General features: G+C 58.6%; 21 protein-coding genes and 5 pseudogenes. 5 read left to right on the top strand and 21 right to left on the bottom strand.

Annotated elements, in window-relative coordinates:
- Nucleotides 1-187 precede the first annotated feature (187 nt).
- Nucleotides 188-643 (bottom strand): hypothetical protein, encoded by a 456-nt coding sequence (locus tag B0G82_RS38995; protein WP_121311483.1) that lies wholly within the window; start codon nt 641-643, stop codon nt 188-190.
- A 603-nt stretch (nt 644-1,246) separates the two neighbouring features.
- Here B0G82_RS38995 and B0G82_RS39000 point away from each other — a divergent pair.
- Nucleotides 1,247-1,855: a hypothetical protein gene (locus tag B0G82_RS39000; protein WP_121311484.1), complete on the top strand. Its 609-nt coding sequence runs from the start codon at nt 1,247-1,249 to the stop codon at nt 1,853-1,855.
- Nucleotides 1,856-1,865: 10 nt separating this feature from the next.
- On the opposite strand, the pseudogene B0G82_RS39005 reads toward B0G82_RS39000, so the two are convergent.
- Nucleotides 1,866-3,026: pseudogene (locus B0G82_RS39005) on the bottom strand (IS30 family transposase).
- A 414-nt stretch (nt 3,027-3,440) separates the two neighbouring features.
- Between B0G82_RS39005 and B0G82_RS39010 the strand changes: the two are divergent.
- The 3 genes and pseudogenes from B0G82_RS39010 to B0G82_RS39020 form a co-directional block, all read left to right on the top strand.
- Nucleotides 3,441-5,373, top strand: a pseudogene (locus tag B0G82_RS39010) (SMP-30/gluconolaconase/LRE-like region family protein).
- Nucleotides 5,374-5,680: 307 nt separating this feature from the next.
- Nucleotides 5,681-7,204: an IS21 family transposase gene (istA, locus tag B0G82_RS39015; protein WP_121311567.1), complete on the top strand. Its 1,524-nt coding sequence runs from the start codon at nt 5,681-5,683 to the stop codon at nt 7,202-7,204.
- A pseudogene (locus B0G82_RS39020) lies at nt 7,197-7,601 on the top strand (ATP-binding protein); the annotation flags it as partial. The gene istA and the pseudogene B0G82_RS39020, both read left to right, overlap by 8 nt.
- 148 nt (nt 7,602-7,749) lie before the next feature.
- On the opposite strand, the gene B0G82_RS39025 reads toward B0G82_RS39020, so the two are convergent.
- The 3 genes and pseudogenes from B0G82_RS39025 to B0G82_RS41300 form a co-directional block, all read right to left on the bottom strand.
- Nucleotides 7,750-9,288: an IS66 family transposase gene (locus tag B0G82_RS39025; protein ID WP_121311485.1), complete on the bottom strand. Its 1,539-nt coding sequence runs from the start codon at nt 9,286-9,288 to the stop codon at nt 7,750-7,752.
- Nucleotides 9,289-9,366: 78 nt separating this feature from the next.
- Nucleotides 9,367-9,720 carry an IS66 family insertion sequence element accessory protein TnpB gene (gene tnpB, locus B0G82_RS39030; RefSeq protein ID WP_347237591.1) on the bottom strand — a complete coding sequence of 118 codons (354 nt, stop codon included), beginning with the start codon at nt 9,718-9,720 and terminating at the stop codon, nt 9,367-9,369.
- 230 nt (nt 9,721-9,950) lie between these two features.
- Nucleotides 9,951-10,127 (bottom strand): annotated as a pseudogene (locus B0G82_RS41300) (transposase); the annotation flags it as partial.
- A gap of 82 nt (nt 10,128-10,209) precedes the next feature.
- Between B0G82_RS41300 and B0G82_RS39040 the strand changes: the two are divergent.
- A pseudogene (locus B0G82_RS39040) lies at nt 10,210-10,614 on the top strand (ATP-binding protein); the annotation flags it as partial.
- A 346-nt stretch (nt 10,615-10,960) separates the two neighbouring features.
- Here B0G82_RS39040 and B0G82_RS39640 read toward each other — a convergent pair.
- The 16 genes from B0G82_RS39640 to B0G82_RS39110 form a co-directional block, all read right to left on the bottom strand.
- Nucleotides 10,961-11,503 (bottom strand): hypothetical protein, encoded by a 543-nt coding sequence (locus B0G82_RS39640; protein WP_147439659.1) that lies wholly within the window; start codon nt 11,501-11,503, stop codon nt 10,961-10,963.
- A gap of 33 nt (nt 11,504-11,536) precedes the next feature.
- The gene (locus B0G82_RS39045; protein ID WP_121311488.1) at nt 11,537-11,770 is read right to left on the bottom strand and encodes a hypothetical protein; all 234 of its coding nucleotides are present in this window, start codon (nt 11,768-11,770) and stop codon (nt 11,537-11,539) included.
- 9 nt (nt 11,771-11,779) lie between these two features.
- Entirely contained in the window at nt 11,780-12,538 is a 759-nt protein-coding gene (locus B0G82_RS39050; RefSeq protein WP_121311489.1) for an Abi-alpha family protein, read from the bottom strand.
- Nucleotides 12,539-12,799: 261 nt separating this feature from the next.
- Nucleotides 12,800-13,030, bottom strand: a complete 231-nt coding sequence (locus B0G82_RS39055; protein WP_121311490.1) for a hypothetical protein — start codon at nt 13,028-13,030, stop codon at nt 12,800-12,802.
- 28 nt (nt 13,031-13,058) lie between these two features.
- Nucleotides 13,059-13,403 carry a hypothetical protein gene (locus B0G82_RS39060; protein ID WP_121311491.1) on the bottom strand — a complete coding sequence of 115 codons (345 nt, stop codon included), beginning with the start codon at nt 13,401-13,403 and terminating at the stop codon, nt 13,059-13,061.
- Nucleotides 13,404-13,508: 105 nt separating this feature from the next.
- Nucleotides 13,509-14,207: a competence protein CoiA family protein gene (locus B0G82_RS39065; RefSeq protein ID WP_121311492.1), complete on the bottom strand. Its 699-nt coding sequence runs from the start codon at nt 14,205-14,207 to the stop codon at nt 13,509-13,511.
- Between the two features lie 30 nt (nt 14,208-14,237).
- Nucleotides 14,238-14,663 (bottom strand): hypothetical protein, encoded by a 426-nt coding sequence (locus tag B0G82_RS39070; RefSeq protein WP_121311493.1) that lies wholly within the window; start codon nt 14,661-14,663, stop codon nt 14,238-14,240.
- 67 nt (nt 14,664-14,730) lie between these two features.
- A complete protein-coding gene (locus B0G82_RS39925; RefSeq protein WP_158608240.1) occupies nt 14,731-14,898 on the bottom strand; it encodes a hypothetical protein in 168 nt (55 codons plus the stop codon).
- Between the two features lie 227 nt (nt 14,899-15,125).
- Nucleotides 15,126-15,509 carry a hypothetical protein gene (locus tag B0G82_RS39075; RefSeq protein ID WP_121311494.1) on the bottom strand — a complete coding sequence of 128 codons (384 nt, stop codon included), beginning with the start codon at nt 15,507-15,509 and terminating at the stop codon, nt 15,126-15,128.
- 268 nt (nt 15,510-15,777) lie between these two features.
- Complete coding sequence (locus B0G82_RS39085; protein WP_121311496.1) at nt 15,778-16,950, bottom strand: ATP-binding protein; 1,173 nt, start codon at nt 16,948-16,950, stop codon at nt 15,778-15,780.
- A complete protein-coding gene (locus tag B0G82_RS39090; RefSeq protein WP_121311497.1) occupies nt 16,943-17,251 on the bottom strand; it encodes a hypothetical protein in 309 nt (102 codons plus the stop codon). Before B0G82_RS39090 ends, B0G82_RS39085 begins: the two co-directional genes overlap by 8 nt.
- A 31-nt stretch (nt 17,252-17,282) precedes the next feature.
- Nucleotides 17,283-17,756 carry a hypothetical protein gene (locus tag B0G82_RS39095; RefSeq protein ID WP_121311498.1) on the bottom strand — a complete coding sequence of 158 codons (474 nt, stop codon included), beginning with the start codon at nt 17,754-17,756 and terminating at the stop codon, nt 17,283-17,285.
- 49 nt (nt 17,757-17,805) lie between these two features.
- The gene (locus tag B0G82_RS39100) at nt 17,806-18,318 is read right to left on the bottom strand and encodes a hypothetical protein (RefSeq protein ID WP_121311499.1); all 513 of its coding nucleotides are present in this window, start codon (nt 18,316-18,318) and stop codon (nt 17,806-17,808) included.
- A 27-nt stretch (nt 18,319-18,345) separates the two neighbouring features.
- Nucleotides 18,346-18,483, bottom strand: a complete 138-nt coding sequence (locus B0G82_RS39930) for a hypothetical protein (RefSeq protein ID WP_158608241.1) — start codon at nt 18,481-18,483, stop codon at nt 18,346-18,348.
- 181 nt (nt 18,484-18,664) lie between these two features.
- Nucleotides 18,665-18,877, bottom strand: a complete 213-nt coding sequence (locus B0G82_RS39105) for a hypothetical protein (protein WP_121311500.1) — start codon at nt 18,875-18,877, stop codon at nt 18,665-18,667.
- The gene (locus B0G82_RS39110) at nt 18,874-19,212 is read right to left on the bottom strand and encodes a hypothetical protein (RefSeq protein WP_121311501.1); all 339 of its coding nucleotides are present in this window, start codon (nt 19,210-19,212) and stop codon (nt 18,874-18,876) included. The genes B0G82_RS39105 and B0G82_RS39110 overlap by 4 nt, the downstream gene beginning before the upstream one ends.
- Nucleotides 19,213-19,264 lie beyond the last annotated feature (52 nt).

Here is a 19,264-nt window from a genome sequence, read left to right on the forward strand (position 1 = left end):
GGAGTCTGATTTTGTGCCCCGCGCGAGGGTCCCTTTCCGTCTCTGCAGATCGGATGCGTGCACCCGGCCACGAAGAGACATAGCTTGGTGTTTCCAGTGTGTCTCTTGTCGCACTGTCAACCGCCGTTCCTGACGACGAGCGTGATGCAGGTCTCCACAGTCACGTGGGCACAGTGAAGTTGGATCTCTATCGAGAGGGCCGGGCCACATAGGACTGCCCGAGGGCGTGAGCGAGATCGAGAGCTGCCTGCTGTGCAGGCTTGAGATGCACCAACTCCGGATCAACAGCTTCCGCAAGATGGACCATGCCGCTCTCGACGTCACGCGGCTCGACCATGGACAGTTCTGCAACATACAGCTCCCTGAAACGGCGCTTTGCCTTGTTCAACTCGTTTGCGGACCGGCCCTCAGGGTTTGCGATGATCGCCGCAGTCTTCACCGTCTCTAAGAAAACTGTCCGCCGCAATTCCTGAAAGGGCCTTTCGGCTTCGACGCGACGTGTTTCTGCTTCGACGCGACGGGCGTCGGCCTCTTTGTCCTTGGTTTGATTAAAAGAAAGCACGCTCAAGTACACACCGATCACGACGCTGACTACCTGAACGGTACTGGCAATATTATCGAACACCGTCTTTGGCTCGGCCATTGGTCCCTCGTTCGGGGCGGAGTTGGCATCTATGCGATTGCCTTGTGTCTCATCTCGATCAGCGCGTTACCTATAGCCATCTGTCGAGGCGATGGTCAGTCTCACCAATGTTCTCATGATGAAAATAGACGAAACTTTCGCCTCCCAATGACGACAGATTCGCCATATGTGCGCTACCGAACGAACCGGTTCGGGTCGCGACAGTTCGCTGACCAAAAGCAAGCTCAATTGCGCATGTTGTCAACGAAAGTCGACTGAGGAAATTCGACCAGTCATCCGCGGATTGGTGACCCAGTGTCTCCAAAGGGTCGCCTACTGCTGATCAAGTGCATCGCGTTGGCTCGGCGTTCGTATGCATCTCGCATGAGGCACTGATCGGCCCGGGTCGTGTGAAAACGCAAAAGTACTCGGTTTTCGGTCGCTTTACCTTTTCCTAGGTTCGCCTTTCTCGAACCTCGCGTTTAGCCTGCGTTTTCACAAGACCTCGGCCACAAAGCGTCGTTCGCCTGTTGCCCTGACGGACGAGGTTCTCCTTGCAATGTTCCGCAATTTGCCTATTGTGCAAGACACTGCAGGAGAACAAACTTACGTCTGGAGACGAACATGACCGGTATCGCTACGCCATCACTCCCTGACAGGCCAAAAGAGGTCATCGCAAGCGGCCCGCTCACCGTGAACGCGACCTTTTCAACCACCGATAACAGCTTCTTCAATATCCACAATGAAGGCCTCATCGAGGGCTATGTGTACTTCAGCGTGCTGCGCGCGGACGGCACGGCGCTGTCGCCGCCACCAAAGCTGGAAGAGCTCTCCCTGTATCGACTGGAGCCAGCAATCGGTGCGTCCCAGGCAGGTGGTTTATCTGAACTGGTCACGATCAATCCCTTTTTGCATCGGGTTTCGTTTATGGATCGTCCATCCACGGACATTGACCAGATTTATATTCCCGCCGATTACATCAACAAGTATGGCGAGCCTCCAGTTGAATACCTTGCGGGCTACGGAGGGCTGAAATACCTCGCTTACATGCTCATACTTACCCGCGGAGCCCTCAAACACCCACCCGTCGCCGGCTTCTCTGGAACGGCGTTCCTGTCGGTACCGGTATTGGCACTGGACGACAATGACCGTGTCTATCTGAAGAGAGGGATTGAACGCGAGGCGGACACGGAACCCCTTCCGGTGAAGTTCCCGTTCCCACTGTCACCCTAGATGGGCGGATTCAACCGGTCGATGCGACGGTTTGATGAAATCGCTCAGCCGGCGTGTCGAAGTTTAGTGTTTTTCGGGGACGTTCGTTGAGCCGCCTGGCTACGACATTAAGTCTGGTTTGTGAATAGATGGAGAGATCAGTGCCTTTAGGGAAGTACTGTCTCAGCAGCCCATTTGTGTTTTCGTTCGAGCCGCGTTGCCAGGGCTGCTGTGGATTGCAGAAATAGACCTTGATGTCGGTAGCCACGGTAAAGCGGTTGTGATCGGCCATTTCCGAGCCCCTGTCCCACGTCAGCGATTTATATAGTTCCCGGGGTAACTTGCTGGCGTGTCGTATCAGCGCGTTGACTACAGCCTCAGAATCCTTGCTGGGTACTTTCACCAGCATCACGAATCGACTTTGACGTTCGACGAGAGTTGCAATCTGGCTGGTAGCGTTGCCAAACAGCAAGTCGCCCTCCCAGTGTCCGGGTATTGCACGATCCTCCGCTGTAGCGGGACGTTCGCTGATCGATACAGCGTCGCGAATATTCGTGCGGTCTTCGGTCTTCAATGTGTGATGCCGGGAACGGCGCATGACTCGAGTACGTCGTAAGTGTTCAAGCAATTCCTTTTTCAGGGCGCCGCGAGCTTGAATATAAAGGCTCCGATAAATCGTCTCGTGTGACACCAAATGGTCCTTGTTGACGGCATATACATGCCTGAGCCAACCAGAAATCTGCTCAGGAGACCACTGCAGCTTCAGCTTCGCAGCGACGACTCGCGCCAGCGTCTGGTTTCTCACCAATTTGCAAACCTTCGGGCGACGTGCCCGATCCCAGGCGAGCGCGTCCGCCTGACTCGCTCGATAACCTTGCATGCCTCAGTTGCGCCGCAGCTCACGGCTGATCGTGGAAGGAGCTCGTCCCAGCCTGGCTGCAATAGGCCAAATCGACAATCGGGCTACCAGGCAGCGAGAAATTTCCTCGCGTTCCGCCAGCGTCAATGCCTTCAGTGCGCGATGCCTTTGCGGTGGCTCGATGCCGCCGGCCTCCTCGAGTATCCGCTGTATTGAAGAGTGGCCCCGATCGAACAGTCTGGCAATCTGATGAATTGTTTCGCCTTTGCGCCAGCGGTCCCACATCAGTGCCCTCTGACTCTCAGAATAGTAGATCCTCGGCCTCTGTTTCATTGCAACACCTCCACTGCCTACGCAGACTCTACTGTGTTGCATCGACCGGTTGAATCCGCCACCCACTTCGGCCCGTCAGTCCAACTGATCTCAACGGCGTCCAAAGGTGGATCGTCCGTTCGTTGGCACGCATGGCCAGGTGCAGCACAGCCTGCCAATGTGACGGCGTCATGAAAATGCCAATGTATGCCATCGCACACTTCTGCTGCGTCTCGTCTTCGTGCTTCGTGCCAGAAGCACTATCTTTCAGAAGCACGTCCCTCGACTGACAAAACCGGCGCGCAACGTGCCGGCCTGTACGGCCCCCCGATCTGATTGCTCCGGACTTTATCCTTACTCGACAGCCGCCTCAGTGAAAAAGCCATCCGGTCTCCTGATGGCGGCCGTCGCACGCACTGCAATTTGGGGGACGTCATGAAACGAATCCGTGCCGCATTCCTTGTGACAGCGCTGAGCGCTACGATTGCGTCGGTATGTCAGGGGCAGTACACGACTGACTGGATAGCAAATACGTTTGGGACCAACGCCACTCACGTAGGTAACGCCGCGCGCTCAATATGGGTTGCGCCGGAAGGCACCATCTACACCGCTTCCATGTGGGACGAGAACGAGGGCGGCATTGCGATCTACAAGAATGGCTTGAACGCCGGCAGCATTGGCGCGCACGGCGAACCGCAAGGCAGTGCCATCACCGGCAACGCCACCAAGCTCTGGGCACCGCGCCAGTGGGGGCGCGTGAATGGCGTCTACTCGAGCGGATTGGTGATCCGGTACGACCGGGTGACGGGGGCGATTGACCAGGAGATCCAGGTCTCGTGCAACACCACCGAACGGCGCGCCGATGTGATCACCGGTATCGCCACCTGGTCCCACTTCTGGGTGGCGAGCGACAACCCGTGCGCGCGCATTCGGCTTTACGACACCAACGGCGCCTGGCTGCGTGACATCACCGTGACTGACCCCGGCGCACTAGCGTTCGACCGCAATGGCAACATCCTCGTCGCCCAGGAGGCAGAAGGCAGAAGGCACCGTCCTTCAGGTCAGCCAGACTGGCACGATCCTGCATACGCTCACCCTGCCAACTGTCGAAGTCCCGCATGCCCTCTACTTCGACCCTACCACGCAGTATCTGTGGATCGGCGACGCAGGACCTGACCAAAACGCGAAGATCTATGACACTCGCACTTGGACACTGAACCGCACGTTCGGGGTGAAGGGTGGCTATCTGGATACAACGACCGGCACGAAAGGGAAAGTGGGCAGCCTGCGCTTCGCGCGCATCGACGGCATCGGCAAAGACTCGGGCGGCAACCTCTATATCCTCTCCCAGCCGTGGGGAGGTTCATGGGACCATGGCCGTACGGGAGGCACAGATCTCTACGCATACAGCCCGACCGGCCAGCTCCTCTACAACCTGCGCGCACTGAATTTCGAGGCGATAGCCGCCCCCGATCCGGCGACTGACGCGACCGTGTTCTATTCCGGCGAGAACATCTATTCAGGCATAGGCAGTGCGGACTGGAAGTTTGTCGCCAACACCGTTGACCCGTTCAGCTATCCGTCCGACCCCCGCCTCGACGTGACTTACCCAGGTCGCGGCCTGCACTTCGGCATGGTTGCGAGCGCAGGAACGAACAGGGTGCTGGTCGCCACTGACCAGAACCCCGATGGCTTCTACTTCTTCCACTTTGACCCCGCCCAGGGCTACACTGCCGTCCCAGATGGGGCATTGCCGGGCACATTATTCAATGCCACTGCGCGGGTTCGCAACGGCTTCTGCCTCGACAGCAGGGGCGACGTGTGGGCCGGGCTCGACAAGACGAACCGAATCTGGCATTGGCCGCTGACGGGGTTCGATGCGAACGGCAAGCCGTCATGGGGAGCGCCCGTAACCGTGCCGGTCCCTGCATCGATCGGTGACCTGAGCCGCATCAGCTACGTGCCCGAAAGCGACACGATGATCCTCGGGCAGAGGATCACGGGCAGCACGGACTGGACCGCGATCGGAACCCGCGTAGAGGTCTATCACGGGTGGCTCGCCGGCAACACGACCAACCCGAACCCGGTTATCACGCTCACCAATGCCAATCCGAAGTCCCTCACTGCTGCTGGCAACTATCTTTTCGTTGGCTACGTCCACACCGTACCCAACATCGATGCCATCAACCTGACAACGGGCAGGCTGGACAATACGTTCATCGACAGCAACTCCAGCAACGTGTACGTCGGCAATGACGTAGATTCGATGTACGGTCTTACATCGTACCTTCGATCGACCGGCGAGTACGTCGTAACTAAGGACAACTACAACGGCTCCAGCATCGTTGTTTATCGTTGGACTCCCTGATCACCCGTGCTCGTCGCGCCCACTCCCCAGCCCTCACACCAGCAATCTGGCAAACCGCAGCGCACTGACAACGGGGCGCCGCCAATGGATCGTCGACCGATGAACGGTGAAACTCGCAGTGAATCGCGTCCGTCACATCGCAGGTTGCAAGCCGACCGTTGCGACATTTTTTTCGAGCGGAAGAACCTGGCCTGTTTACGCCGACCGAAAATTCAGCCACATGTAGGGATCGCGCCGACTGAAAACTGAGCCGGGCAATCAACCTATCCTGCTACTTTTTCTGGCAGGGTGTTTGGGGATGATCCCGATGACGATGATTGGCAAGGTGCGGCGGATGTTCCACCGCCAGAACAAGTCGGTACGCGAGATAGCGCGTCTCACAAGCCTGTCACGCAACACGATTAGCAAATATCTGAACATGGATGTTCAGGAGGAACCGAAGTATCAGCGGCGCTCGCAGCCGACCCGGCTAACGCCGTTTCATGAGGTGCTGGTGCAGGCGCTCAGTGTCGACGCGCGGCGACCGAAGAAGGAGCGGCGCACCGCCTGGATGCTGTTCCAGGAGATCAAGGGCGGCGGCTACGACGGCTGTTACTCGCGGGTCACCGATTTCATCCGGGCCTGGCGGCAAAGCGAAGGCAAGGCGGTTTTGAAATCGGCGTTTGTGCCGTTGCGATTCGAGCTGGGCGAGGCATTCCAGTTTGACTGGTCCGAGGAAGGACTGGTTGTCGGCGGCATTTACCGCAAGTTGCAGGTGTCGCACATGAAGCTGTGTGCGTCGCGGGCGTTCTGGCTGGTTGCCTATCCGAGCCAGGGGCACGAGATGCTGTTCGATGCCCATACGCGCTCGTTCGCCGCTTTCGGCGGAGTGGCCCGCCGGGGCATCTACGACAATATGAAAACGGCCGTAGACAAGGTTCACAAAGGCAAGGGCCGCACGGTCAATCCGCGTTTCGCAGTGATGTGCTCGCACTACCTGTTCGATCCGGACTTCTGCAACGTCGCCAGTGGCTGGGAGAAAGGCGTCGTCGAGAAGAACGTGCAGGACAGCCGTCTGCGCATCTGGATTGAGGCGCGTGCGCAACGCTTCGGCAGTTTCGCTGATCTGAATGCTTGGCTGGCGACCCGGTGCCGGTCGTTGTGGGATCAGGTGAAGCATCCGGACTATCGTGACCTGAGCGTCGCCGACGTGTTCGAGCAGGAGCGCGCCCATCTGATGCCGATGCCGACACCGTTCGACGGTTATGTTGAGCGTGCGGCACGCGTTTCGTCGACCTGCCTGGTGGTGATTGGCCGCAATCGCTACTCGGTGCCATGCGAATTCGCAGGCCAGATGCTCAGCACGCGGCTCTATCCTGGCCATGTTGTGGTGGTGGGCGACGACGCCGTGGTGGCCGAACACGATCGACTGGCCGACGAAGGACTGGTGCGATACGAGTGGCAGCACTATATCCCGCTGATCCAGCGCAAGCCTGGCGCGCTGCGCAACGGTGCGCCGTTCCAGGATATGCCCGAGCCGCTGCAACGCCTGCGTCGGGCGTTACTACGCGAGCCAGGTGGTGACCGGGTAATGGCGAAGGTTCTGGCGCTGGTCCCGGAAAGCGGTCTGGATGCCATAGTGGTTGCAGTCGAACTCGCATTGGAGCAGGCGCCGCCCTCCGGGCGCGTGAGCGTCGAGCATGTGGTGAACGTGCTGTCGCGCATGCGCAGCGTGCAGATGCCGCCGAAGATCGATACTGCGCTACAACTGACAACACCGCCGCTGGCCGACACATCGCGCTACGACGGGCTGCGCCCGGCGCTGCAACAGCCGGAGGCCGGTCATGCGTGATCTGATCGTCGAACTCAAACACTTGCGGCTGCACGGCATGGCTGCCGGCTGGGCCGAACTGCTTGAACAGGTGAATGTCGAGGCGGCGTCTTCGCAATGGCTGCTCGAACGGCTGTTGCAGGCCGAGGTCGCGGATCGGGGCGTGCGTTCGGTCAGCCACCAGATGAACGCGGCGAAGTTCCCGGTGCATCGCGACATCGCCGGCTTCGACTTCGATGGCTCGCCGGTCGACCGCCAGCTGGTCACGCAACTGGCCGGCATGACGTTCACGGAGGGCGCGCACAACCTGGTTCTGGTTGGCGGCCCAGGCTCGGGCAAGACGCATCTTGCGACCGCCATCGGCGTGTCCGGAATCATGCACCACGGCAAGCGGGTGCGCTTCTACTCGACCGTGGATCGTAAGCGGCTCAGTTGGGCCAGTCCCCTCATTCACGCGCGCGTGGGGCATGATGGTGGTGGCGTGGTGGAATCCGTGTAGATCACGGGAGATCGTGTCCATGATCGATCATGGACACGATCCATCCAATCTATCCAGATCTACCCAGTTAAGGGTGTAGGCGGGGTAGCAGCTTCAGTTTGTCGGACACGTTCCAGGGCAGCAATTCATCGATGCGAGTGATCTTGTGATCAGCGATACGGGTCAGGACGTATTCCAGGTAGGCGCGCGGGTTGATCCCGTTGAGCTTGCACGTCCCGATCAAGCTATACATTGCGGCGGCCCGCTCGCCCCCGCTGTCGGAGCCGACGAACAGATAGTTTTTGCGTCCGAGCGCGACACAGCGCAGCGCGTTCTCGGCAAGCACGTTACTGATCTCAGCTCGACCGTCCTCGCAGTAGAACACGAGCGCCGCCCAGTGGTTCAGCGAGTAGTTGATCGCTTTGGCGAGTGCGGACTTCGTCGACAGCGTCGCGAGTTTCGCCCTGATCGTCGCTTCAAACTTCGCGAGCAACAGTTTGGTCTTTTCCTGCCTCACGCGCAGACGCTCGTCAGGCGCCTTGCCGCGGATGTCGGCTTCGATGCTGTAGAGCTCGCCGATCATCTCGAGCAGTTGCTGGGTATCCCGTGTCGGCGTGCGCACGTGAACATCGTATATGTACCGCCTCGCGTGATCCCAGCATGCTGCTTCGTGGATCTCGCCGCTCGCATACAGTTGATCGAACCCGGCGTAAGCATCGGCCTGCAGGATGCCGTGGAATGCGGCGAGACGGGTTTGAGGGTGGACGCCTTTGCGATCCGAGGAGAAGTCGAACCATACTGCGGCCGGATCAGTCGAGCCCGAGCGGCGATCGTCACGCACGTAGACCCAGAAGCGGCCGGTCGCCGTCTTGCCGTTGCCTGGCGCGAGCATCGCGACCGGTGTGTCGTCGACGTGCACCTTGCCGGGGACCAGTGCGTAGCGCTGGATCGCTTCAACCAGCGGCCCGCAGAGCTCCGCGATCTGCCCGATCCAGCGGCCCGTGCTGGCGCGATCCAGCGTTACGCCGTCGCGTGCCGCAATCTCCGATTGGCGATACAGCGGTTGGTGATCGGCGTACTTCGATACCGCAATATCGGCCAGCAGGCTTGGATGCGCGATGCTGTGCTCGATCGGCAGACTGGGCATCGCGGGCTGTTCGATATGACCACAATCAGGACAGCACAGCTTGTAGCGGATCGTACGGATCACTTTGAACGCGGCCGCTACGCGGGCGAGCTGCTCGGATACATCCTCGCCGAGCCGCTGCATCGTCGTCGCGCACCTGGGGCAAGCCGGATCTGGCGTAAGTACGACTTCGTTGCGCGGCAAGTGCGGTGGCAGCGGCTCTCGCGTGGGCGCTCGGCCGGGGGGCGCCGTCGACGTCTTGTCTCGGTGCCCTCGCGTTTCTGCAGCCCCTTGGCCGGCCGTCAGGTCTTCCAGCTGCGCCTCGAGTTTATCGATCTGCTGTGCCAGTTTCTCGGACTTGCTCCCGAAGTACATCCGCCTGAGCTTGTCGATCTGGGCCTTCAGGCGTTCGATTTCGTCGTCACGGGCAGCGATCTCCCGCACCATGTTCGCGATCGACGCCTGCTGCTCAAGCAGCGATGCTTGCTGTTCAAGCACCATGGCCTGGAGCTCAGCGATGGTGGTGGGAAGCGGCGCATATTGGGACATGCGTCGCAGTTTACGAGTCTTCGATGTGGTTTACAACATCGACAGAGCAGCGGTGCGCCGCGGCTGTCGCCAGTCGATGCCCTCGAGCAACATCGACAGCTGGGCGCTCGTCAGATGGATCTTTCCGCCGTCGGCTTGAGGCCAAATAAACCGGCCTCGCTCCAATCGTTTTGCGAGCAGCCAGAGTCCGTCGTCGGTCGCCCAAAGCAGCTTCACGAGATCGCCGCGGCGACCTCGGAAGATGAATACATTGCCGCCCAGCGGATTCTCTTCGAGCGCTGTCTGCACTTTCGCGGCCAGCCCCGGGAACCCGGAGCGCATATCGGTCACGCCGGCCACGAGCCAAACGCGCGTACCTGCCGGCAGCGCGATCACTTCAGGCATTCCTGCAGGAACGCTTCAGCACGCTCGACAGATAGGCCGCGAATCCTCACGCGCCGTTTGCCGATCTCCACCTCGATTTCGCACACGGGTGTCGGCATCGGTACGCCGCTCGTCGCTTGCGACGACACTGCCGGCTCCGGCGATCGCAGTACCAAGGCCGAGTCGATCACGTCGACGCTCAGCAGATTCGTGCTGGGCACGCTCGGTGCAGCTTCGAGTGCAGGGACGAGAAGCTTGCCTTCACGATGTTGCTTGCGCCATCCGAACACCACATTGGCGTTGATGTCGTGCCGTCGCGCAACAATCGAGACCGACATACCGGGCTCCAATGTCTCCCTGATCACCTGCTGCTTGAATTCTTGCGCATACGTGCGATGGGAATGCGCACGGCCCGCTGCGTTCGACATGGCTGACTGTCTCCATCAATCTGAACGCGACCATCATGCTTCGGCTAAATCAGCATTGGGGAACGGCCGTGCCGAGCCGCTTACCGTGGATCTGGCCAACGCACTGGAGCAGGAGAAGGCGCAGGGACGCGCCGGGAGGATCGCGGCGAGCCTGCTGCGCCTCGACCTGGTCATACTGGACGAACTCGGATATCTGCCCTTCAGCCAGGCCGGCGGGGCGTTGCTATTCCACCTGCTGAGTCGCCTGTACGAGCATACAAGCGTTGCGGTGACAACGAATCTGGACTTCGCCGAATGGTCCAGTGTGTTCGGCGACGCGAAGATGACCACGGCATTGCTGGACCGGCTGACGCACCACTGCCACATCGTGGAAACCGGCAACGAAAGCTACCGTTTCCGCCATAGCAGCGCCAGTGCAAAGAAGCGTATCCGTTCGCGTGAAGCAGCGCGCAGAGCCGACGGTGCGAGCGAGAACGAATCGGCTTGATCGTCGCTTGCCGCGCAGTGGAAGCCGCTACGGGCTACGCCCTTCGCAGCTTCCACTGCGCAATGCATCCTCATACGAAGGAGGACAACTACTCCGGAAACCCATACACTTATCCACAACCGGCCCTTCTTCAGGCCGGTCTCCACCCCGGCTCAAAGCTCGATCGGCGCGGTGGCTCAGAATTCATTCGGCGCGGACAGCGCGAAGGACAGATCGGCGGACGTATCCCGAGTTGCCGGAATGGAAGACACCGACAAGCAAGTAAAAAGGGCCATCAGGCCCTTTTTTTATCGCTGTCGGTGCGGAGGCGCGTTTTTCCTGATTAGCAGCCTGTTTTCCGTTCCGTTCACCGTGAATTCTCTCTCGCACCCGTAAGCGATCGGGAGTTTGACTTGTGACGAAACAATAGTGCATGAGCTACGACGCCGGCTACTATTCCGCCAAACAAAGCAGCGCCGATTAATCTCCACTGGACCGGCCAGCGGACCCAAGCAGTTGTATTTGACGCTTTTTCGTCCCACCGAGATCCAGTCGGTGCTTGACCAAGGCGCATCCAATTGATGACGTTGTTGTTGTGGACCAGCATCCCATAGATATCGCCATTGCGAACTAGCTTAGCATCAGGCTCATAGCTGCCGCTGTTCGCCGATGCAGGCTTATTCTCTGCATAAAATCGCAGCGCCGATGGGGCAGAAGGGTCTTGTTCAATTCTTGCGGGCGGGTTCGGCTGGCAGGCCGCAACACAAATCCATTCGCCCAGCAATTCCCTATTCGCGTTGGGAGCGAACTCATCGAATGCAGCTTTAGCGGCAATCCAGCCGGAGTACGCCGTTGCTACAGCGCCGCAGACGATGGTGAGCAGCCTCAGCAGCTTCAGAATTTCTCTCATGTCGTCGCTCCCGACGCACTTTCATGCGTTTTCCTACAATTCGTCGTTGGCGAGCCACATCAGCGCGCCGTCACGCTCGTTTCCCGCAATTGCGGTCCAGGTATGCCCTTCCTCGTCGACCGCGATGCATCCTGGTTGCCAGTGCTCGGGATTGCGCAGCGTGTTCACCCAACTTTGCACTTCGCCGTTGAACAGCACGGCCACACCGCCGCGACCAATGTATCCGTTCGCTTGCCGCCATAGCTGCGCTGTCTCGAAAGGCGTCACGATGTTTTCCTAGTCGTCTACCAAACAAGCTCGATGGAACAATTGGCCCAGCCCGTTGAGTTCGATAAACCAGAAATCGAAACCTGCATACTGCACCCCTTGAAACTCCGCCTGCCACGGATCATTGGTGTATGAAGCAATGCCCAGCGACACCAGATGTTCTATGTAGGTGTACATCAACTCTGGCTGGGCCAGTTCCTCTGGACGCACGACAACGGCCGCGAGGCGTTGCTTCAAGTTTTCAGACAGCCCGGACGCGTTAATCAACGCTACTCTCTCGCTATTGAGCAGTGCGGCTGCACCTTTCTTTGGCGGTCGCATGTAGGCCGCAGGATGGGCACCAGCGATTTGCCGTATGAGGATAGCTTCGTCCGGCGCGAGCTGGCCAACGATCTGCACGAACGCTGGATGAGCCTCAGCGACTCGCTCCCGATCCATTGCGCGAGCCAACAAACGCTCGAACATCGCTCCGACAACGCTTTGCTCGTCGTGAAATTTGAGATGTTCCGCAATGGGTAACGCCAGCGACTCGACCGGCGCGACCCGGCGATCTTCCGGCACGCGCGCGATTGATCTTTCGAGATGCTGGGCCAGCCTCTCCTGAAGTGCCGCAGCGTATTGCAAAGGAAAAAGCACCAATCGCAATGTTTTCGCGACGTCTTGACCGAACTTTCCGGCTTCCTTCAACGCTGGCGAGATAGCATCGTCATAGGCGCCCTTTACTATCTCGGACGGGAGGGCTTTCATCAGATCTAGATCATCCATCATTGCACCTATCGTTCTTGCTGTTGTTTTCCGTTCCGTTACGCGGCAATGCCGCACGCCTCGCAGACCAACGACGGGTCGCCATCTTTATCTTTCTCAGAGCGAACGATGAAGCCAGGCGGCACTGATTCAAGTCGGCGGCCTGTGCCGCTGTAAGCGGTCGGACGGTCCCATTCCGACCAGCCCGCAGTGCCACTGCGACCGCAAGAGGGACACGTGACTTTGACGCTGTAATGCTCTCTCGATCCCATGCTATTTTCCGGGTTATCGGGTCGGCGTTACGTAGACAGGGATGTCGCAATCCGCACTTGCTGCTGTGTATTCCGCGACAGCCCGGTCGTACTTGGCAACCAGATCATCTAGCCGTGTCTTAAGTTCGGCGGTCGGGTCGTAGTTCAACCGCTGAATCTCGCGCATGACATTTACCTGTTGCTGAACGATCGCCTGCGCCCGATCCGCGCATGCTTGTTTGTGTTTCAACGCCTCATTGTTCATTTCGATTTTCCGTTGCGATTTTCCAACCTTAAGACGGCTGGGCTTCGGCGAGCTCAAGGATCTCGGCCGCAAACGCTATGGCCGCGTTGACAGCGGCCACCGCCACCTCGTTGACGTTGAGGGCGAGTTCAGCTGCGTCGACCTTGGACATTTCCCGCAACCCGATCCTCTGCACGTGGCGACCGACTGGCTCCCAGTTGCCCCCCTCGCCGAAGGCATCGACGTCGACGTTGTAGAGTACAGACGCCGCAGCCTCGATTGCGAAGAGGTTCCGTTTGCTTGGTGGTGCGGCCGCCACCGAAGCAGCGACGCGAAGCTCGAATCCGTAGTTCCGCATGCGCCGCAGCGCTTCGATTACATTACCTGCGTCCATTTTGATCAACCCTGCTGGCTGCCGGCCAGCGTGCGGGGCGCTCGCGCGCCGGATGATTTTCCGTTATTGCAGCGGTTTTACGGATGCGGGCGGGTGCCAACGCGGTCAATTGAGGTTCCATGAACCGGATCGGTATTGAAAGGTGCCGTTGAGGACACCGGCCAGCCACTCCGGCACCGTCGCGGTCTTGAAGCCTCCGAATAGGACCATCTGCGCACCCTCAGTGTCCAGCATTGCCACGGGCAGCTCCGGAAGCATGCCGGTGCCAATACCGTCATGTGGGAACACGCTGCCGAAGTCGCGCTTCAAGAGCAGGCGAGAGGTGGCCTTGGCCAAGGTGCGGAAGGTCTCCGTCCGCACCAGCCAATAGCACTCGACGGCCGAGGCCGTGTACCGCTCCTGCCTGCGCGTGAAGTCACGCAGGTGCTGGTAGGAGCGCTGCAGCTCGACCGCGATGGTACGGCCGGGGACCGAAAAGAGAATATCAGCCTCCCACTTGTCGCCGCTCGGTGAGCTTCCTGGTGCCTCCTCATAGCCCTCGATTCCCATACGGTTCAACGCGGCGAGCACAGCCGCCTTGCCCGCCTTGTGCCATTTCGTCTCGGGCGCAGTGGCGCACTCGTCGGACAGGTGGGCAAAAAAAGGCAGACCGTTGATGCTGGTCTTGAGCACCGCCGGCGCCACACAGCAGGGCATCATGAAATCGCCGAGCTGCGCCGTCCGCTTTAACTTCTCCCATTCGGCGCTGGCGATCATGGTGGCATCCATCGGCCTGCCGTCGCGGGTCCAAGCTGATTGCGTCATAGCACTTTTCCGATCAATCGTTCGTGCCCGTCATTTCACGATCTCGCCGGCTTGATGCCAAAGCTTTCGCCAGTCGTTCACCCAAACTGGCACGTCGTCTATGCCGCCGCCAGCGCCGTGAGCCATTTCCCAGCTTGACACAGCCGGGTTAGATCCAAGGACCGCCCCAGCATTTGCCCGCGAGGTTCCATTTGGGCCGGGAACTGAATATCGATGCTCTAAAGCCGGGTGTTTAGGCACGTCAGCAACATCGAGGATAGGCAACACATTCACCAATAGAGAATGCCCGTCCGGGCATTCGGAGTGACCACACGGAAACTCAACATAAAAGTCAGGCACCCAGTCACCCACCGGAGCCGGGTTGGTTTGCCATGTCCACCCGGCAAGATCGAAGAACGCAGCCCATTGGGCCAGCAAAGTGGTTTTGAATTCGATTTGCTCGTAGTAACAGCTCATCACACTTCCTTGTCGTAATACCCGCAATGTCAGTGTTGACCTGTGCCGTGGCACGCTTTTCCGTTGCCTATCGCGCGAGTTTCAGTGCCTGTTCAAACGCAGCATCCGCACGCATCGTAAAATGGGTTTTCCAGAAAAAGCGGCGAGGGTTCCACGCGAACGCCACGAGTGCGGGAATAGCCGCCAGTTCCAGCGCGGCTTGCTTCTCAAGCCGCAAGAAATACATCGATGCCAAGCCTAGAACCAGTCCGAGACATTGCAGCTTCACCGCCGCAGCGATGCACTCGACCAGTTGCGCTCCCCACAGCGCGGGTCGCGAAGTGCGCGGCGAAACTCAACGCGCGCAGCGTCGCTCGCGATCTCAAAAAGTTCTTCGACCTGTCGATTTCGCAACGTCGCTCATGTTTTTCCTATGCGATCCCGCGTGACCGGTCGCCTCGCCTTCCCCCGGCCGCGGATACTTCAGTCGTTCCCCGTGTCGACTGAGCCTTCGACGCCTTGGAGCAGCTTGCTGGTCGTTCCACGTGCGAGAAACGGGATCGCGGCATCATGAACGAACGAAGCAACGTCATTACGCGACACGTCCCACGCCACTCCACGTAGATTGAACACGTAGCACTTTCGATCTCTATCCCAGAAAAGAAAACGCCACCCGTTACGAAGCTCGAAACTCGAGCCGACGACTGCAAGAGGGGAAGAACCTATCTTGCCTTCGATCTCTTCCACCGCACACACCATCTCTTGCAACGTTGCGCGGCTCATCGACGCCTCGACTGGCCCGATAGTCGCGTTGCATGCGTCGTGCGACTGAGAGAGGATCTTCCCCGCTACATTAATAGATTCCATTCTTGTTATTTCTCCGTTTTCCAATGCCGCGCGTGGCGGTTGACTTTCCTACCCGTGATACTCGACCGGCCACGTTTTGATGGCGTATGGCGCCGCTAGGTCACTAAATGACTGCACGAACTTGTCTTCTCCGGCCACACGGTAGTGACCGACGTTCACGAACGTGAAAATTATCGTGCGTCCATCGGACGTCTCCATGATGTAGGTACGGCCAGGCTGCGGACTTAACATTCTGTTGCTTCCCATTCAAATTTTCCGTGGTTGGAGGTTAGGCTCTCGGTTGCCAGCGCCCATCCTCCGAATACTCAATACACCTGCTCGCCCCGAACGCCTGCCACATCACATCGAGCAACGGTCTTGCGTACGCATCGACCTCCGCAGAGCCGACGTCATCAACCCAAAGGCGCGGCAAGAACATGTTGTCCCGGTCTGACGCGAAGCGGTTGAACGAGAACGACCGCGAATCGACGCCCAGCTCATATCCATCGACGCCTAAGATTGCTCCACCGATTACAGCAGGACCGGAGATTCCCTGAGTTCGAAAGCTCCTAAATGCGATTTGCAAGGTGTCGCGGAAGAACTTCGACGCCGTGGTTGACGGGATGATTTTGCGGTCGGCGAATGAGTGTCCAGTGAACGTCACCGCCTCGATTGCGCCAGATCGGAACACTTGCAGATACGCATAATGGCCATCAGCGTCGGCGGGAGGATGGACAACAAGCCCTTCAAGGTTCAATGAGCGCGATGCACCAGGCCAGCCCGGAAGGACGTACTCGGTGAACTTTCCATCGTGCAAACTCGCCACGTCCACCGCAGAAGCGTCAATGCCCATCCCCACCGGGATCACATGAAGTACGCTCTGCGGCCCGGATATCAGTGGCCGAATTGCGTGCCCCTTTTGGATCGCCTCGATCCGTTCTGCCACAAATAGCTTGGCTTGGCCCGCCAGCGACGCGTTCTTGTCGAATGCGCCTCTCAGTTGATCGTACGAAAGTTCCGACGTGTGCGTACCTGTTCGCATGACAAATTTGCTATGTCCATTGAGGATGTATCGGTGCGGACCATTGAACGATGCTGGCACGCGAATCGAAAGTACGTAACCACCGTCCACAGCGATACCATGCGTTTGGACGCCAACTAGGCGAGGCTCGATACCGGCGTCTAGCATCTGCGAAAGCCTGCGTTGTAGATCATCCAGCGATTCAGTCGTGACTGGAACTATGCTGGAGGCTACTCCGTCACACTCGTCTATGCCGTAAAGCAAATCGCCGCCATTTCCGTTCGCGAACGCGCAAACGTCTTTCAAAAACTCATTTTTGCTTCGATCGTCTTTGCCAGGTATCGTTCGCTTGAAGTCCAGAGTCTGCGACTCAACCGCGCGATCTTCGCACAGCCGCTGAAGATCACCTTCAACCAAAGACGCAAGGGGGGAATTAATCATGCGTGCCTCGCAGCCGATTTCCGTCCAACTGATAAATGTGTAAAGCTGGGACGAAATACGGGTGGCCGCCGTTCGGGAACTCGGCCCACTCAACTTCGTTGACGTACTCGGCACACTTCACGAAGAGAGGGTTTGCGCCGTGTGCATTGGCTATTTCCAACGCCGTTTCAGGCACAACACCTTGCCGAAACAAGTGTTCGACCAAGTGCGCGTCATAGTCTCCACGCACCACGACTATCCGCATCCCCGCATGAGCGTACCCAGCCAACGGCCTGCCGCCCCGAACGTGAATTCTTGCCATGTCCGTGCCCTCCTCGTGTTTTCCGAGTTGTTCAGTTCTGGTGCGTATATACGTCGAAGTTCGGCCGCAGTCCACTCGCATCAAACCGGAGGTTCGTGTCATTGACCACAGCGTGGATCGCTGTCGCATTCTTCAATTGGGCAAAAAGGGCGTCAAACTGAAGATTGTCGTCACCGATACGGAAAGAAACATTCAGCGGCCCGGGTTCCATGCTGTCGAACAGGTACGTTCGACTGACGATCTTTCCTTGCGGAGTCGTCGTAGTAACGGTGATTTTCGCCTTGTCTTTGAACCGCGCATAACCGTTCACCGTAAATACGATAGCGCGAAGTCCCGTAGGGCCGGTAACTTCAACGCCATCGGTTTGGTGCTGCACGATAACCGAGACTGGAGCGGCTCCAACCATAACATCTGGCTCCCATTGTTCGGCCTGTGCCACTATCGGAGCGAGTGCCATCACCGCAAATACGGTCCTGATCCAACGCGGGGCGTTAAAAGCTAACATGCATTTCCTCACAACTGTATTGCCGTTATAACCGTTTTCCGATGGTCGGTTAGAGGAACCGCGCAAAGACAATAGCCCCGGCGATCAGAAGCCAGCCACAGTCCCCCGATTTGCGAGTCGCGCGAAGTGCTGCAAGCCGTCGCTCCCTGCGGCGCTCGCGTGCAGCTTCGATGCGAGCCTCTTTCTGTTCGGCCTTCCAGCCTTCAATTTGCTCATGCTTGAATTGCTGCCAGCCCACCAGGAGAACGCGCGCAATGGCCGCGCCCGCGAGCATCACCAAGCAAGAGGCGACAACGAAACTGACACAACCCACAAGGTAGTAACCAAAGAACCCGGCAAAACCAGCATTCGCGTCACTAAAGGCCGCATCCCACGAACCAATCAGCTTTACACCAAGCGGGGCTGCGCGATTCAACATCACAATCAGCGGGGAAGTGATTTGGCCGCGAAAAAACGGCACGATCTGCCAGAGCACGTACAGACCGCAGAACGGCGATGCTAGGCCAATCACCCGAGCCAATGTCCGTCGGATTGGATTCGTCGTGAGGGTTACGTTACCCATTTTTGTATCCCCGAATTTTCCGATGTGTTAGCGCGAGCCGTTGAAGCCGTCACGCATTTCTGCGAGCTTCGGATCGAACGCCGGGTCATGGAACTCATCGACAACCAGAAGCATAGTGTTGTCGGGCCGCAGTGCGTCATATTCCCCCGCGCTACGGGCGTTCATGATTGCGGCCCTTGCTTCACGACTTTCCTCTGGCGTGATGAGCTTGAAGTCGTCCAGCGCGCGGATATAGCCTGACGCAACTGTAGTGCAGCATTGGCCTCTGGCCTGTCAGGCGCAGACCGAATGGACTCGATCAGCTTCCCGATCATTTCATTGGTGTTCGGCATTTCGTGTTTTCCGTTCAGTTCTCTTGCATCACGAACACTTCGCGAGACGCGCGGCGCGCGTAACGCTCCCGAAGCTCCGAGCCGACTTCATTTATACCGATCACCTTCCGGTAGTCAGCATGCTCGTCGTGCCAGCGGTCAAACTCTTCGTCGGCGGCATCGGCCAGAAGCGTCTCACCGGTTTCCGCGTGGATGACCGTCCAAAGCGTCGTTACTTTCTTGCTCATTTCTTCCGCGCCCGCTCGATTGCTACGTTCGCGACGGCCTGCGCGTCTGTTTGCGCCTTTTGCTCGTTCGCCTTCTGCTGCTCAAGCTCGCAAGCGATCCGATGCTTTCGCATGCCATTGGACAAGACGAACACCCCAGGTGCGCCAAGCGCGAGACCGAACAGCCATGCCGAAGCCGTATAGGGAAGGTCGGACACGGCCGATTGAAACGCGTACACGAACAGGCCGAGACCTGCGAGCGTGAGCAACCCGCCAATAACAAATTCGGCGGTCCCGCTACCTTCGTATGCTTCACCGTCCTGGGTCGTCTTCAATTCCACCGTCGTGTTCGCCATGTCTCTTTCCTGTCCGTGTTATCGGCACATGTGCACCGACCATGAGGAAATC

The organism is Paraburkholderia sp. BL17N1, from assembly GCF_003634175.1.
GTDB lineage: Bacteria > Pseudomonadota > Gammaproteobacteria > Burkholderiales > Burkholderiaceae > Paraburkholderia.

What these genes read in the sequence shown, in the direction of transcription:
- B0G82_RS39055 (WP_121311490.1), bottom strand. Translation starts at nt 13,030, where the DNA reads ATGAACAATGAGGCGTTGAAACACAAACAAGCATGCGCGGATCGGGCG.
- B0G82_RS39085 (WP_121311496.1), bottom strand. Translation starts at nt 16,950, where the DNA reads ATGATTAATTCCCCCCTTGCGTCTTTGGTTGAAGGTGATCTTCAGCGG.
- tnpB (WP_347237591.1), bottom strand. Translation starts at nt 9,720, where the DNA reads ATGCCTGAAGTGATCGCGCTGCCGGCAGGTACGCGCGTTTGGCTCGTG.
- B0G82_RS39095 (WP_121311498.1), bottom strand. Translation starts at nt 17,756, where the DNA reads ATGTTAGCTTTTAACGCCCCGCGTTGGATCAGGACCGTATTTGCGGTG.
- B0G82_RS39070 (WP_121311493.1), bottom strand. Translation starts at nt 14,663, where the DNA reads ATGAGCTGTTACTACGAGCAAATCGAATTCAAAACCACTTTGCTGGCC.
- B0G82_RS39105 (WP_121311500.1), bottom strand. Translation starts at nt 18,877, where the DNA reads ATGAGCAAGAAAGTAACGACGCTTTGGACGGTCATCCACGCGGAAACC.
- B0G82_RS39930 (WP_158608241.1), bottom strand. Translation starts at nt 18,483, where the DNA reads ATGAACGCCCGTAGCGCGGGGGAATATGACGCACTGCGGCCCGACAAC.
- B0G82_RS39100 (WP_121311499.1), bottom strand. Translation starts at nt 18,318, where the DNA reads ATGGGTAACGTAACCCTCACGACGAATCCAATCCGACGGACATTGGCT.
- B0G82_RS39090 (WP_121311497.1), bottom strand. Translation starts at nt 17,251, where the DNA reads ATGGCAAGAATTCACGTTCGGGGCGGCAGGCCGTTGGCTGGGTACGCT.
- B0G82_RS39110 (WP_121311501.1), bottom strand. Translation starts at nt 19,212, where the DNA reads ATGGCGAACACGACGGTGGAATTGAAGACGACCCAGGACGGTGAAGCA.
- B0G82_RS38995 (WP_121311483.1), bottom strand. Translation starts at nt 643, where the DNA reads ATGGCCGAGCCAAAGACGGTGTTCGATAATATTGCCAGTACCGTTCAG.
- B0G82_RS39075 (WP_121311494.1), bottom strand. Translation starts at nt 15,509, where the DNA reads ATGGAATCTATTAATGTAGCGGGGAAGATCCTCTCTCAGTCGCACGAC.
- istA (WP_121311567.1), top strand. Translation starts at nt 5,681, where the DNA reads ATGACGATGATTGGCAAGGTGCGGCGGATGTTCCACCGCCAGAACAAG.
- B0G82_RS39000 (WP_121311484.1), top strand. Translation starts at nt 1,247, where the DNA reads ATGACCGGTATCGCTACGCCATCACTCCCTGACAGGCCAAAAGAGGTC.
- B0G82_RS39060 (WP_121311491.1), bottom strand. Translation starts at nt 13,403, where the DNA reads ATGGACGCAGGTAATGTAATCGAAGCGCTGCGGCGCATGCGGAACTAC.
- B0G82_RS39065 (WP_121311492.1), bottom strand. Translation starts at nt 14,207, where the DNA reads ATGACGCAATCAGCTTGGACCCGCGACGGCAGGCCGATGGATGCCACC.
- B0G82_RS39640 (WP_147439659.1), bottom strand. Translation starts at nt 11,503, where the DNA reads ATGAGAGAAATTCTGAAGCTGCTGAGGCTGCTCACCATCGTCTGCGGC.
- B0G82_RS39025 (WP_121311485.1), bottom strand. Translation starts at nt 9,288, where the DNA reads ATGGTGCTTGAACAGCAAGCATCGCTGCTTGAGCAGCAGGCGTCGATC.
- B0G82_RS39050 (WP_121311489.1), bottom strand. Translation starts at nt 12,538, where the DNA reads ATGATGGATGATCTAGATCTGATGAAAGCCCTCCCGTCCGAGATAGTA.